This window comes from Sphingobacterium sp. B29, assembly GCF_001952815.1.
Lineage (GTDB): Bacteria > Bacteroidota > Bacteroidia > Sphingobacteriales > Sphingobacteriaceae > Sphingobacterium > Sphingobacterium siyangense.
In genome coordinates, this window is the sequence record NZ_CP019158.1 from 6,299,768 (window position 1) to 6,314,313 (window position 14,546).

Annotated in this window: 12 protein-coding genes; 3 read left to right on the forward strand and 9 right to left on the reverse strand. The window is 41.8% G+C overall.

The annotated features are described in order from the left end of the window. Positions 1-3: 3 nt before the first annotated feature. Positions 4-642, reverse strand: coding sequence for an NAD-dependent epimerase/dehydratase family protein (locus BV902_RS26825; protein WP_075994506.1), 639 nt, complete (start codon positions 640-642; stop codon positions 4-6). A 75-nt stretch (positions 643-717) separates the two neighbouring features. Continuing rightward, positions 718-2,295, reverse strand: a complete 1,578-nt coding sequence (locus BV902_RS26830; RefSeq protein ID WP_075994507.1) for a Na+/H+ antiporter — start codon at positions 2,293-2,295, stop codon at positions 718-720. Positions 2,296-2,468: 173 nt separating this feature from the next. Between BV902_RS26830 and BV902_RS26835 the strand changes: the two genes are divergently transcribed. Next, positions 2,469-2,840, forward strand: coding sequence for a hypothetical protein (locus tag BV902_RS26835; RefSeq protein ID WP_075994508.1), 372 nt, complete (start codon positions 2,469-2,471; stop codon positions 2,838-2,840). A gap of 2 nt (positions 2,841-2,842) precedes the next feature. After that, positions 2,843-4,258: an aminotransferase-like domain-containing protein gene (locus BV902_RS26840; protein ID WP_075994509.1), complete on the forward strand. Its 1,416-nt coding sequence runs from the start codon at positions 2,843-2,845 to the stop codon at positions 4,256-4,258. A 232-nt stretch (positions 4,259-4,490) separates the two neighbouring features. On the opposite strand, the gene BV902_RS26845 is transcribed toward BV902_RS26840, so the two are convergent. The 7 genes from BV902_RS26845 to BV902_RS26875 all read right to left on the reverse strand — a co-directional run bounded on the left by BV902_RS26845 (position 4,491) and on the right by BV902_RS26875 (position 12,742). Continuing rightward, on the reverse strand, positions 4,491-6,134 hold the full coding sequence (locus BV902_RS26845) for a PepSY-associated TM helix domain-containing protein (RefSeq protein ID WP_075994510.1): 1,644 nt from the start codon (positions 6,132-6,134) through the stop codon (positions 4,491-4,493). A 6-nt stretch (positions 6,135-6,140) separates the two neighbouring features. Beyond that, positions 6,141-6,419 (reverse strand): hypothetical protein, encoded by a 279-nt coding sequence (locus tag BV902_RS26850; protein ID WP_075994511.1) that lies wholly within the window; start codon positions 6,417-6,419, stop codon positions 6,141-6,143. 10 nt (positions 6,420-6,429) lie between these two features. Further along, positions 6,430-6,762 (reverse strand): hypothetical protein, encoded by a 333-nt coding sequence (locus tag BV902_RS26855; RefSeq protein WP_075994512.1) that lies wholly within the window; start codon positions 6,760-6,762, stop codon positions 6,430-6,432. 29 nt (positions 6,763-6,791) lie between these two features. Then, entirely contained in the window at positions 6,792-9,206 is a 2,415-nt protein-coding gene (locus BV902_RS26860) for a TonB-dependent siderophore receptor (protein WP_075994513.1), read from the reverse strand. Between the two features lie 115 nt (positions 9,207-9,321). Beyond that, positions 9,322-10,038, reverse strand: coding sequence for a DUF4198 domain-containing protein (locus BV902_RS26865; RefSeq protein ID WP_075994514.1), 717 nt, complete (start codon positions 10,036-10,038; stop codon positions 9,322-9,324). A gap of 387 nt (positions 10,039-10,425) precedes the next feature. Further along, entirely contained in the window at positions 10,426-11,238 is an 813-nt protein-coding gene (locus BV902_RS26870) for an MBL fold metallo-hydrolase (RefSeq protein ID WP_075994515.1), read from the reverse strand. Between the two features lie 76 nt (positions 11,239-11,314). Further along, complete coding sequence (locus BV902_RS26875; protein ID WP_075994516.1) at positions 11,315-12,742, reverse strand: L-serine ammonia-lyase; 1,428 nt, start codon at positions 12,740-12,742, stop codon at positions 11,315-11,317. Between the two features lie 215 nt (positions 12,743-12,957). On the opposite strand from BV902_RS26875, the gene BV902_RS26880 reads away from it, so the two are divergent. Further along, positions 12,958-14,505: a glycoside hydrolase family 10 protein gene (locus BV902_RS26880; protein ID WP_075994517.1), complete on the forward strand. Its 1,548-nt coding sequence runs from the start codon at positions 12,958-12,960 to the stop codon at positions 14,503-14,505. Positions 14,506-14,546 lie beyond the last annotated feature (41 nt).

Genomic DNA, 14,546 nt, shown 5'->3' on the forward strand with positions numbered 1-14,546 from the left:
GGTTTAAGCCAAAGCGCGAATATCTTTAACCTCCAATATATTCTTAACACCATCTCTTTCCACTGCATGTATCATCGCCCTTCCGACCTCATGCAAGGATAGTACTGCCGAAGGGGCAAAAAACTTGATGATTTTGGCCACAAAAGCAAAGGGATTGGCATGCTTTTGCCCTGCAACAGTCGTCATTGCCCCCGGTCTAAAGTTATACTCCTTTTTGAACGGTAATTTGGCCAGATCATTCTCTGTCTTACCCTTAACCCTAGCCCACATCACCTTGCCTTGCTCCGTGCTATCGGTGCTTCCTCCGGACACATAAATAAAACTGATCTCCGGATTAATTTCCAGCAGGGACTTTGCAAAAGCTAGTGTCGTATCATACGTAATATAACGGTACTTGTCTTCTTTCATTCCTACAGAACTTACACCTGCACAGTAAAAGCAGGCATCATATCCTGCAATCGCATCTCTAAATAGCGAAAGTTTAGTAAAGTCTTCAACCAAAAGTTCCTTCAATTTAGGATGTTGAATTGCCGCGGTACGACGCGAAATGCTCAGCACAGCTGTTACCTTTTCGTTTTGGAGGCATTCCAGCAAAACGCCTTCGCCAACCATTCCGGTGGCTCCTGTTATGATTACTTTCATATTTTATCGTGGCTCCTTTGGAGCCTTTTGTTATACAAGTATTATTCTCGTCGGTCGCTTTACACAACTACATGGTTAGATCCGCCGCAATCGCTCTTCTTCCAAGTCGAGTTGATATAACTGCGAACGAACAATCCCCTCATCAATGGTCGACTCACAGTTTAGCTTCTGAAGATACTCCCGTTGCACATCCAAAAGCTCCATAAATATCAATTTCGTTTTTTCGTTCATCCAGGAATCATCCGCCGCATTCACCTTTTCCTCCCAATGTTTCAAAATACGGTCCATAACATCGCGATTGTGCAGTTCTTTCTCATGTTTATCTTTTAGAAATTGGTAAACATGATGTTTTAACCCTTGCTTCATGCGAGTACGAACCTGCTCTTCGGGCTCTTCTTCAAAAGTTTCAAATAGTCTGGTCCTTTTGATCAAGTAGGGCAAGGTAAGTCCTTGTATCAAGAGCGTGGATAAGATCACCACAAAGGTGATAAATAAGATCAGATTTCGCTGCGGAACAGCCACACCGTTCATAACGACAGGAATGGACAATGCTGCTGCCAGTGATACAACTCCGCGCATGCCGGTCCAGCCCAACAAAAGGGGCATTAGAAAACGCTGTTTAGGGGACCTTGACCTTGGAGCAACAGCAGGGCGGAAAATTAAGGTAGCAATCATAGCCGCATACGAGCTGATAATACGGGCAAGGATCAAAACTGCCGTTACCAAAAGACCGTACCCGATGGCTTCCCGCAGTGAAGTTCCATTGGATCGCAGACCGTCAACAATCTCCGGAAGATCCAATCCAATAATAAAAAATACAATACCATTTAAGATAAATACAAAACTCTCCCAGACACTCAGACCACGTACCCGACTTGTACTATTGAGAAATGTCAACCGTTGACCGGACATCAAAAGACCTCCAGCAACAACAGCCAACACACCTGAACTATGGAATTGCTCTGCGATCCAATACATAAAATAGGGTTCAATCAAGGTAAGTGCAATATCCGACGGTGCATCGGTCGGTAGACGTTTGTGTGCCTGTATAAAGAACCAACCCAATAACAGGCCAATACCCACACCACCGACAAGCATCCAGATAAAGGATACCGCAGCTTGTCCCCATACAAATTGCCCTGTCCCAACGGCAATAAGGGCAAAACGGACAATGATCAAGGAAGAAGCATCATTCAATAGACTTTCGCCTTCCAAGATAGCAGAAGTGGCTTTGGGAACTTTTACAAATTTCATAATCGCCCCCGTACTGACAGCATCCGGTGGTGACACAATGCCCCCCAACAGAAAACCCAGCGCTAGTGTAAACCCCGGTATATAATAATTGGCAACCACCGCAACGGAAAGTGCGGTAAAGAATACAACCAAGAAGGCAAAACTCCCTATAATACGCCACCATTTCTTCATCTCCTTAAACGAAATAGACCAAGAGGCCTCGCAGAGCAGTGGTGGTAGAAAAATGAGGAAGATGACATCCGGATCAATTGTCACTACGGGCAAAGTGGGAATAAAACTGATCAATAGCCCCGCCAGAACCAAGAGAATGGGATAGGCTATCCGTAGTTTGGTGGCCCACATTTCGATCAATACGATGATCGCGATCATCGCGATAAATAAAGGAAACAAGCTATGCATACGAGTTCATAATTTATGGATCCAGAGATATCCTTTTCCTTGTGTAAAGATCTCAAATGGAAATTAAAAAAACTCATGGTCATCTTATTTTTTTCTGTACCCTTATTTTAACAGCACTCTGTACCTAAACAGCATCCTGTACCCTTCTTAAATTAGCAAAAAGATTTATTCTTATGGCGACAACTGCAAATCAACCGTATCTGATCAGACAAGTGGATCTTTCTGATTTAGCGCTTATCAAAGAAATACTCAACAAAAAACAACTGGATTCAGACTCCATAGGCATGCCTTTTATGGCACTCGATCAATGTAATCAATTAACAGCTTTTTCGTCCGTAACAATCTGCAAAAAAAATCTGTTATCGATCGAAATTACCTACGAAGCGCCTATTTCGGACACGCTCTCCAAAGTATTCACGGAAAAAGCACAATCCTTCTTCGAGCACCAGTTGATTGATCTATTTGGTTCGGAAGAATTGCTCAGAAAAGGAATCCATCGATATAACACCTGGTTAAATCAAAACAGAAACAGTAAATTAGCATAAGCATGGAGCAGCAACTGTTATATAAGAAAATAGCCAATATTGTTGAGAGCCAGATCAAAAATGGCTCTTTGGTCTATGGAGATCGTCTGCCCTCTGTCCGGAGCGCTCAGAAGCTATACAATGTAAGTTTAAACACAGCAAAAAGTGCCTATATGGAATTAGAGAGTAGATCTCTCATTGAGTCACGACCAAAATCAGGCTATTTCGTTAGTCGGTCGGGGCTTCGTCGGATGGCTATTCCGTCTATTTCCACATTTAAAATCGACGAAAAGAAACAAGATCCTGCAGCATTGATCGATAAAGTTTTTCACTCCCTGGAAGACAAGGAAATTACACGCTTTTCACTGGGTTTACCCAGTGCATCATTACTTCCGATTCAGAAACTCAATCGATGCATTATAGAGTCGGTTCATGAACTGCATGATTACGGTGATCAATACGGACAGGTACAGGGAAGTCCAAGCTTACGGAAAGAAATTGCCAAATGGTCAATGGTACTTGAAGGAAAAATAAGTGACGAGGATCTTATTATCACGTCGGGCGCCATGAATGCGATCTACAGCTGCCTTCGCGCAGTAACTAAGCCTGGCGATACCATCGCGGTGGAAAGCCCCCTTTATTTTGGTTTTATTCAGGCCTTTCAACTACTGGGTCTCAAAACCATCGAGATCCCGACCCACCCTATTACGGGAATTGAATTAGATGCCCTGAAAAAAGTTATTCATAAAATTGATGTCTGTTGCTTCGTTACCAACTTTAGCAATCCATTGGGCGCGCTAATGCCTGAAGAACACAAGAAAGAGCTTGTCAAACTGCTCGCACACCACCATATTCCATTGATTGAAGACGACCTGTATGGAAACATCTATTTCGGTTCGTCACGGCCCAAACCATGCAAATATTTTGATGAAGAGGGACTGGTGATGTGGTGTGGATCATTTACCAAAGTATTGGCACCAAGTTTTCGAATCGGATGGGTTGAGCCCGGGCAATACAAGGATAAAATCCTAAAACAAAAACTCATACAGACGATTTCGCAGCCCGCAATTTATCAAGAGGCCATTGCCAAGTTCCTACAGATCGGACGTTATGACCACCACCTCAATAGTTTAAGGCAAAAGTTGTACAGCAATTATATCAATTTCAGAAACAGCATTGAGGCCCATTTTCCAGAAAACACAAAAATGTCACAGCCTGAGGGTGGGTTTGTACTTTGGCTAGAGATGGACCCTAAAATAGACTCGACCCTGCTCTACGACTATGCCCTCAGGCAAAAGCTGAGTTTCGCTCCAGGAAGGATGTTTACACAGCACGATCAGTTTAAGAATTGTATTCGGCTCAACTATGCCGTGGACTGGAACGAAAAGACTGCACAGGATCTGATGCGCCTTGGGCGATTTTTCAAAGCCGTACGCTAAGAAAGCCGTACTCCAAGTAAATCAATCCCAGTCTATTTCATCAACCTGAATGGGAGGAGGAATATCATTGGGGACCTTCTTTGGAAAAATTACCACTTTTCCATCAAGGATCAACATGGCATCAAAGATTTTTCCCAAGCCTTACCCTATAAACGTTCCAAGGGCACCTTGTGAGCGCCCTTGGAATTAAAAAACGAAGTGTACTTACTTCGCAGAGAGAAAAGAATCTTTGTTAACGAATAGTCTCAAAGAATTTTTTAGTCTTGTTATAGGCGATTATACCGATGATACCGATCATAAGCCATAAAAAGTCTACGACAAAAATATCACGCTGTCCATTGCGAAATGTATCCCAGATCCAGTTACCAGTTATAAAACCATTGACTAGTGGAATAAAAAATGCCAATATGCTTCCAACCAGCAATGTTTCGCGATTGGTGCGTCGAATGCTTCTCCGTATAATATAATACAGTGAAAGTACAAGCCAACTATAGAAATACACACGGTAAATAAAATCCTGATTAACCTCTGGACTCAATTTAATGGCAATGAAAGTCAGCGCTGTAACAGGTAGCATGGTCAGACATATTGCCGTGAAGATATTGGCCGCCCAGAAATTGAATTTCCGTTTTCGTGGAATTACATTGTTTTTGTCACGTGCTACCAGCCAGATTAATATACCTGAGATAATGACCAGACAGCCCATGACACCTAAAATAAAGTATACCATCTTAAGCGGATAGCCCCCATAATCACCATAATGCAGACGGTATAAAAGACTGCGGACACCATCGGCATAGGTAGGGTCACTGACCGGAGATTTCTCAGCAACCACTTTATTGTCGATAGCTCTCACAGACAATAGACCGGATCCAGCAAAGCTCTTGTTAAACTGCGGTTCCAGCTCCATGACAACATGCATATTGGAATCTGCATAGTTTTTTATCGTAATGCGCTGAAAATCGGATTCAGGCCATTTATATTTTGCCAGATCCAAAAATGGAGCGATCTTAATGTCTGCCTTTAAAGGCTTGTAGGTATAAGGAAAATCGGTCTCGGCACTAACTCCCATCTCCTGATACATTTTTTGTTGATCGCCATCATACAACAACTTGCTCAGCGGCAAAGCCAGGACAGAATTAATGATCAAAAACGTGCCTGTTACCGCAAAGATAAATTGAAACGGAAAACCAATAACACCCAATGCCGTATGCATATCGGTCCATACCGTTTTCCATTTACTAAAGGGTCTGAACACGAAGAAATTTGAGACGATCTTGTCCCAATGCAACAATAATCCTGTAATAAGAGCAAATAGGAAAATAAAAGCGGTAATTCCAGCAATAAGATAACCAAAGGGGGCTATACCTACGCGAATTGGCACCTGATTGAGCTGAGCCATGAAGTGTAAGCGAAACAGAAATTCGCCCATATCGTAATTCTGCGTATAATCACCTGACTTCTTATTTGCAAAATTATAGGTAAAGTTCTTTGAATCATCATCGCCACCTCTTCTGCGGCCCTTCTGTTTTGCTGCTTTCTGTTCAGGCGTTACCTTTGCTAGATTTTCTTTGTTGAGGATGCTATCGTTAGATGCACTCAAGCCCACATAGGCTGAGGTCCCTTCCCGGTGCATATAAAACGTGATATCGCGTCCATGCAAATTTGTTTGTCCTTTGAGCGAATCGAGCAAACGATCAAAGTTTTGGTGATCTTCGCGATAGGTCTTATAGGACGTATTATTCTGCCAGGCAGCAATTTCATTCCTAAAAAATGCAAATGATCCCGCAAAAAATATCACATACAGGATGGCGCAAATAATAATGCCACTAATGGTATGCGTATTGAAATAGATATTATAATTTCGGTTATTCATGGTCAATTACATGTTGAAAAAATAAGGCAGCGAAAAAACTGCAGCCAAGAGTAAATATATTCCCCATATTTTCCATCCGTTCTTTGCAAGGAAAGCAAACAGTAAGAGTACTGCCCATAGGAGATAGCCCGTGAAGCAAGCCGTAACAACAACATCCTTTTTCTCAAAAATATGTGTGACCAAGACGTGAAAAGAGATCATGACAACATAACCACCGATAAATCCGGCTGTAATTTTCAGGAACCGCTGAAAGGGCGTACTGAGGTATTTTTTATTAGCAGGCATATTTAATCGGTTAGGAAATCAATAATTCAACACAAAGGCTAAATACATACAATCCCACAATTGGGTATAATTTGAAATAGCGATAAGGATTCAATAGCACCACGAGACACATCATGCACATGAAATAGGCGAAAAATGCAAAAAAGCCCGCGCCAAATCCTTGCATATAGAGAACAGTGCCAAATGGAAAGAGCAGCAGCAATATGCTCAAAGTGCGCACAAACTTAGTTTGTGCGCACAGTTTTTCCAGCCATTGTGGCCTAGGGCCAAATTTCACCTTTTTGCTCGTGTTGTAAAAAAGGTATGCTCCAAAGAGTATAACGATTAGTAATGTACTATACATCGATTCTATAATTTATCGAGATCGTTTATTTAAAACTTATAGGTAACCCCCATACGGAAATTACGTCTAGCTTCTACGATATAGGTGTAATAACTAACACTTTCTGTAACACTCGCATTTTTTGCAGTTGTCGAACCTGAGGTCAGCAACTTCCTGTTATCTAACAAGTTATTTACCATCACAGAAATACTATATTTCCCACTTTGATAGCTGATTCCACCATCCGTTCTTATATAATTCTTAAAGTTACTTTCTTTTGTCGTACCAATAGCACGATCGAACATTCCCTGAACGCTACCTGTTAGCCCCAGTCCTTTCAATGGTCCCTGCTGCAAACGGTAGGTTAACCAAGCATTTGCAGTGTGTTTCGCTGTATTCGGTGTGATATTTCCGATATTTTCTTCTTTTCCATCTTTCGATATTTTGGAATCTGTCAATGCATAGTTGGCATTAACATTTAATCCCTTGACAATTTCACCCGTAATATCGAACTCTATCCCCTTACTTGTCGTTTCGCCAAGGGCGATTTTAAAGAAACTATTACCACCTGCAATTGGATGGTCCAGATCATCTGTTAAAGCATTCTTACGTTTGATCTGGTATGCACTCAACGTAGAAATCCATTTTCCATTACCCCACTCTTTCTTAATACCTGCCTCTAGATCATTACCTCTGACGGGCTTAAAAGCATTTCCTTCCCAATCGGTACCAGCCTGCGGAACAAAAGACTGGTCAAATAATCCATACACACTTGTTGATTTGTCTATGGAATAACTTAATCCAACACGTGGTGTAAATGCTTTATCCGTCCGATCCGCTACAGCCGTTTTCCCTACAGTTTGGGCTATTGTATAACGTAAGCCTAAAGACAAACGTAGTTTTTCTTCCAAAAATGCCATTTCATCATGTACATACAAAGACGAATACGATACCGAGTTAACATAATTTTGTCCCCCTGCCCTTACTTTAATACTTTTGGATCTGTCGGGATTAGGTATTGCCGCTTCCGCGATTCCATAAACAGGATTATAGACATTCAATGGTTTTGTGACCAATGTATCTTTTGCCAGTGCCGAAAAATCACCCCAGAATTTTTTAGTACCAAAGTCAGCACCAGCCAAAATACGATGACGAACGCTACCGGTATATTCTTCTCCTGTAAACGAGAATTGGCCAAATTTGTTTTCCCCTGCTTCATCAGCCATATTATAGGTTCGAGACATGTCACCGTTGGCACGCATCGCACCCACCCACGAACTGGTAGCGATCATTTTAAAATTAAAATAAGCAAGCTGCCCATGGAAATTCCATTTAGAATTTAGTTTTCGATCAAAATATACGTATGCACTATGATCTTTGATTTTATTTGGCGCAAATGAAGGATCTCCTGCAAAAAAATCATTTGAAATACCTGGATCGGCGAATCCTTTTGGCGAAAATGCATAATTACCATTTGACAAGTAGGTAGAACCTTGATAGGTATATTCAAATGTCAATGAAGTTAATGAATCCATCTTGTAAGTCACGACAGGAGCAATCACAATACGGTCACTATAGTTATATTTTGTATAGAAATCCTTCTGTTGACCAGCTACATTCAGACGGTAAAGTAGCTTTCCATCTTTCCGCAATTTACCATCTAAATCAAGAGCAGCACGATACGTACTAAAACTACCTGTATTCAGCGTCACAGATCCCTTGGTATTTCCTGTCGGTTTTTTAGTTACGACATTATAAAACCCGCCAGGTTCACCGTTTGCAAGCATAAAACCCGCAGGCCCCTTTACAAACTCGATCCGCTCAATCATACTCGCGTCTTCGGCTGTAGGTCCCCAAGAAGCTTCGATATTCATCCCGTTACGGAATGCTGGGATCTTAGAGCCACGCATACGTATATTGGCATATTGGTTGTCCCAATGGCCTTGACGTGTAGCCCCGCTAATATTACGCGTAATACCATCCACAATATCAAAAACTTGCTGATCGGCCATTAAATCAGCAGAAATAACCTGTATATTTTGAGGTAACTCTAAGATTGGTGTTTTAAGACGTAACGATCCGGAGATACTGTCAAACTTATAATGCTCATAGTATTTACCATAAACCGCAACTTCGTCGATGGCCTGCGATTGGTCTTTTACGATGATGGGCCCAAGGTTTGTCACCTCATCTTTTGCATTCACCTCCATCGTATGCTTACTATAACCAATCGCCTTAATCTCAATATGATAAGTTTTGGATGAAAGCTTATGAAAAGCGAAATGCCCCTCATTATCGGTACTGGTGGTCGCACCCGTGTTGGTTAATTTTACTGTCGCCCCTGTGATCGGTTCAGATTTTTCATTGATAAGAATTCCCTCAATTATTTTGTTCGTCTGTGCCTGTGCAACAGAGAAAACCGAACTAATCATAGGAATAGCCAGAAAGGATAAAGTTTTATTCATGAATGTAGTGTGGTAGATGTTTTTTATAGTAGATATTCTTTTTTTGCAAGGATCCATTGGTGTTTCCATCGTTTCAGATGGACCCTTTACTATTTTGTCTGCGCTGTATCTGCAGTTATTTGATGGTAATAAAAGTTGTACTTCCCTGCCATGCCGAAGCATAGGGTTTTCCTTCATGTTCACCTGCTGTCTCAGCAAACGTACTTGCTTCCAAAACGTATGGCCCCGACCAAATTGCATCAAATGTCAGGATACCATTCTCGTCCGCAACAAACTCTTTTCCCCAACCAGTAGCCGAAAAAACAGAAACTTTGGCCTGAGGCACAACTTTGCCAAAGCTGGTGATCTTTGCTTGTACGCTTTGTCCTTTTTTTGCGTTAGCCGCACCAAGCAACTCAATCTGCAATGGGCTTTTTACGGCCGTATAATCAAGTGTTGCAGACTTTCCTACGACAACAGGTACTAAGGAAGAAAATTCATACTTCGTTTTGCCGCCGAGATCTTTAGGTGCTTTAACTATTGACAGGAAATAGGTTCCTGCTGCTGTAGGTTGAAATGAACCGCTAAAGTGATCACCTTTATTCGTCAACTGAATCTTGACAGGCTCCTTTCCAGGGGCATGCAACATTAATGAGAAGTCCTTCACGTCGGAGTACCATTTGTCGATCTGATCTCTTTCATTCGTTGCAAACTCACCGTAATATACCTTGACTTCATGGGATTGGTTTAACGTCCCATAAGAAGATGATTCAATCCAAAGGGCATGTGCATGACTGGTATGACTACACAGTAATACCGCAAGAAATGTAAAAAATGAAATTAAAATTTTCATAATATGTTGATTGATGTTTAGTTTTCTTCAACTTATTATGGGAGAATTTGCTGGTTTAAGCGAGCTCTACAACGAATAAAACAATAAAATTCGTTATCTTGCAAGTTCTTCCATATCGTATATCGGGAGTAACTGACACAGCGTGCTGTTTCAGTCACCTACATTCAGTTGCCGCTGTATGTAGATTTACGCCATGTGATAGATTGCCGTCTATTACATGGTGTTTTTGTTTCTCTTTGTCCAAGTAAGCATACCATGAGTTATTTAGACTGATTAAAAACAAAGCAAATATAATAGGAAATCTTTTTAAATCAACTAATTTTTTTATTTTACAGTATTCTTACGCTTTAGTTGAAGACATAAAACGAACAAAAAGAGCATTTTAAACTAGGAAGAGAGTGCAGAAGGAATTGAAAAAGCTGTTACATGATTCTCTAGCACAACTTTCAGGTCGAATAATTCTGTTTCCTGATAGCGTGTTGCTACATGAAGCTGGATACGTTCGCAGTGTGGTTCGAAAGTTTGCTGCACCAGATCGACCGTATTATTCTCACCGGAGAGGTGAGTTAAGATAAGATGTTTAAGGCGATCGGTTTTATAAGCGTTAAACAGTTCGACGGCAACACGATTTGAAAGGTGTCCCCAACCACTGCTGATCCGGTTTTTCAGAAAATACGAATAGCGTCCTGTACGCAACATTTCCTCATCATAATTTGATTCCAGAAGCAATACATCCGAATGCTGAATAACATGCTGTACATTTTCACAAGGCCGTCCTATATCCGTCAATACCCCGATATTGTATGTTCCATCTGAAACAAGGAAACTACAGGGTTCTTTGGCATCGTGATATTTGGGAATACCATACACCTTGAGACCTCCAATTTCAACGACTTCGTCCGGAGAGATTATATGGACCAAATGGGATGGAAGATGCAATCGGGTACCATCGTAACTCCCCTTGGTGATATAAACCGGTAGATTATATTTTTTGGCAAATACTGATAGGCCTCTGATATGATCAGAATGTTCATGGGTAATGAAAATTGCTTTGATCTGAGTCGGTAAAAGCCCCAGATTGTACATCCGAAGGTGTATATGTTTGCTGTTGATTCCAGCATCTATCAAAATAGCAGAATCATCTTTAGCCACATAATAACAGTTTCCATTACTTCCGGAGGCGATTGCACAATATTTCATTCGTTTACGCTATTTATAAGAATATATCTATTTTACCGCGTCAAAGATACGAAAAACGAGAAAACTCAGACAGTCATTAACATTCCGGCAAACTCAATGGAATATTGACGGCAAGTCCACCGTCTGCTGTTTCTTTATATTTAGCATTCATATCCAAAGCGGTCTCCCACATCGTCTTAACCACAGTATCCAGGCTCACTTTTGCCTTATCTGGGTTCGATTGCAGTGCTAACTGCGCAGCAGTAATTGCCTTAATGGCTCCCATAGTATTACGCTCAATACATGGAATCTGAACCAATCCACCAATTGGATCACATGTTAATCCAAGATGATGTTCCATCGCAATCTCGGCAGCCATCAGAACCTGACGCTGCGATCCACCCAACACTTCTGTCAGCGCTCCGGCAGCCATCGCTGAGGAAACGCCAATCTCCGCTTGACAGCCACCCATTGCAGCAGAGATCGTTGCATTTTTCTTAAAGATCGAACCGATTTCAGATGCTGTAAGAATAAATTGGATAATTTTGTTCTCACGCATTCCGTCGTGGAAAGTAATATAATATTGCAATACAGCCGGGATAACGCCCGAAGCTCCATTGGTAGGCGCTGTAACCACGCGTCCGAAAGAGGCGTTTTCTTCATTTACGGCAAGTGCAAAACAACTTACCCAATCAAGAATATATTGGAAGTTTTGGCCGCCCTCACGAATGGCCGCTATCCAGGACTCGTAATCTTGATAACTGCGTCCCTGCATTAATTTCTTATTTAGTTTGGCTGCTCTACGTTCAACATTTAAGCCCCCAGGTAATGTTCCGCCTGTATGACAGCCCCGGTAGATACATTCGTGTATTGTTTTATAAATATTCAATACGCCTGCTACGGTTTCACTTTCTTCACGCCATGCACATTCATTTTCAAGGACCAGCTCAGAGATTTTCAGCCCTGTTTTCATCGTCCAATGCAAGAGTTCGTGTGCAGTATCCACAGGGAATGGAAGATCTACTTCAGACAGGACGCTTTCCGTATCATTTTCTTGGACCACAAAACCGCCACCTATAGAATAATAAGTTTCGGTAATCGCCCTACCACTGGATAGGAAGGCCTGAAAGGTAACGGCATTGGGATGAAAAGGTAAGCTTTCGGCATATAGAAACAGGAGGTCTTCCTGGTAAGAAAAAGGAATCGTCCGTTCGCCAGCGACTTCCAGTTCACCGACCGCCTTGATATGTTCGACTTTGGGTGTCACTCGATTGACATCAAAGGTAACCGGATCATCTCCACTTAGCCCCAGTAGAACGGCAATATCAGTACCGTGCCCGGCACCAGTTTTCGCCAAAGAACCATATAGCAGAATTTTGACTTGTTCGACTTCATGCAATAGGCCTTTTGACTTGAGAACAGCGGTAAATTGCTGGGCTGCACGCCAAGGTCCTAAGGTATGCGAACTCGAGGGGCCGATACCAATCTTAAACATGTCAAAAACGGATATTTGTTCTTTGCTCATAATCTTTTTTATTGCGGTTAGCTGATCAAGCTATTGCTTTTGTGAAAACCGCATCTAAATTAGCACAAATAAAGTACAATGTTACCTGTATTTGCATTATTATCAATTTGAAAACCAAGCTCAGGTTCTTTTAACAAGTATCCAACAAACATCTTACATTTTTTAGGGAAAAAGTAAGAAATGCTTCCCTATCTTTGTTGGCTATAATTTATAGAATGACGGGAAAAACATATTCATATTCTTTTTTTACCATTGTTATCTGTTTATTTTCGATTAGAACGTATTCCCAACAACTACCTAAGCGGGAGTTTCGTGGAGTGTGGGTTGCAACCATAGGTAATATAGACTGGCCCTCTGTCAAAGCGGGCAATAATGTCGCACTGCAAAAACAGGAGTTTATTGATTTACTGGACCAACACCGCAGCGCGGGGCTGAATGCGATTATTTTGCAGGTGCGTCCTGCTGCCGATGCTTTCTATGCAAAGGGCAGAGAACCCTGGAGTAGATACCTGACCGGAAAACAAGGCCTGCCTCCGTCACCATTTTATGACCCCCTGGAATTTGCGATCACCGAGGCCCACAAAAGAGGGATGGAGCTACATGCCTGGTTCAATCCGTATCGCGCATCAACAACATTAAATCCGGCCCATTTTTCGGATGACCATATTACCAAGCGCCACCCAGAATGGTTCTTCACCTATGCTGGCAAGAAGCTTTTCAACCCAGGTATTCCGGAAGTGCGTAAATATATCATTGATGTGATTATGGATGTAGTCAAAAACTACGATGTAGATGGTATTCATTTCGATGATTACTTTTACCCCTATCCTGATAGTAGAAATACACCGGTACCGGATCAGATTACCTTTGGTCAATATAACAACGGAATCGAGAAAATTGACGACTGGCGACGCAACAATGTCAACGTACTGGTACACGATCTTGGTGTTGCCATCAAAAAGATAAAACCTTATGTAAAATATGGCATTAGCCCCTGTGGCGTATGGGACAACAAAGAAAATAATTCTGCTGGCTCAGATACCCGTGGGCTGAGTGCTTACCGTGAACTATATGCTGATGGTGTAAAATGGATGCAGGAAGGCTGGATAGACTACATCAATCCCCAGATCTACTTTCCTTTCAAAAATCGTGCTGCAGCATATGAGATCTTAGTTGACTGGTGGCAGAAACACACCTATGGCCGTCACTTTTATGTGGGGCATGGGGCTTATCGTGTTACAGAAAATAAAATAGGCTGGACAGACCGCAGCCAAATTCCCAGACAGGTACGCCACTTAAGAGAGGAGCACGACGTGGAAGGAAGTATTTATTTCAGTTCCAAATCACTCACGGACAATCTTGTTGGACTGCAGGATTCCATGCGAAATGACCTATATCGTACACCAGCTTTACCCCCTACAATGCCGTGGTTAGATAGTATCCCACCCAATGCACCTTTCGGTCTTCTGGTTAAAAATTCGGCCAATGGTAAAATGAACACCTTATTTTGGCAAAAACCAGATTTGGCCACTGATGGGGAGTCTGCTTATGGCTACGTGGTCTATCGGTTCAATCTCGATGAAAAAGTGAACATTAAGGATCCTGGAAAAATCATCTTTATCACCTTTGATGGCGATAAGCTTCAATATACGGATGACGATATCAAGCAGCATCAACAGTACAAATATGTCGTTACAGCTATTGATCGCATGAAAAATGAAAGTAAGCCATCAGATAGCAGGAGTGCTAACGAAGAAATTTAGAATTTGACAAAAAAATGCCTCTTCCTAAATGGCTTTGCTAA

Coding starts and splice junctions, on each gene's coding strand:
- BV902_RS26860 (WP_075994513.1), bottom strand. CDS start 9,206: ATGAATAAAACTTTATCCTTTCTGGCTATTCCTATGATTAGTTCGGTT.
- BV902_RS26850 (WP_075994511.1), bottom strand. CDS start 6,419: ATGCCTGCTAATAAAAAATACCTCAGTACGCCCTTTCAGCGGTTCCTG.
- BV902_RS26840 (WP_075994509.1), top strand. CDS start 2,843: ATGGAGCAGCAACTGTTATATAAGAAAATAGCCAATATTGTTGAGAGC.
- BV902_RS26870 (WP_075994515.1), bottom strand. CDS start 11,238: ATGAAATATTGTGCAATCGCCTCCGGAAGTAATGGAAACTGTTATTAT.
- BV902_RS26845 (WP_075994510.1), bottom strand. CDS start 6,134: ATGAATAACCGAAATTATAATATCTATTTCAATACGCATACCATTAGT.
- BV902_RS26855 (WP_075994512.1), bottom strand. CDS start 6,762: ATGTATAGTACATTACTAATCGTTATACTCTTTGGAGCATACCTTTTT.
- BV902_RS26830 (WP_075994507.1), bottom strand. CDS start 2,295: ATGCATAGCTTGTTTCCTTTATTTATCGCGATGATCGCGATCATCGTA.
- BV902_RS26865 (WP_075994514.1), bottom strand. CDS start 10,038: ATGAAAATTTTAATTTCATTTTTTACATTTCTTGCGGTATTACTGTGT.
- BV902_RS26835 (WP_075994508.1), top strand. CDS start 2,469: ATGGCGACAACTGCAAATCAACCGTATCTGATCAGACAAGTGGATCTT.
- BV902_RS26875 (WP_075994516.1), bottom strand. CDS start 12,742: ATGAGCAAAGAACAAATATCCGTTTTTGACATGTTTAAGATTGGTATC.
- BV902_RS26825 (WP_075994506.1), bottom strand. CDS start 642: ATGAAAGTAATCATAACAGGAGCCACCGGAATGGTTGGCGAAGGCGTT.
- BV902_RS26880 (WP_075994517.1), top strand. CDS start 12,958: ATGACGGGAAAAACATATTCATATTCTTTTTTTACCATTGTTATCTGT.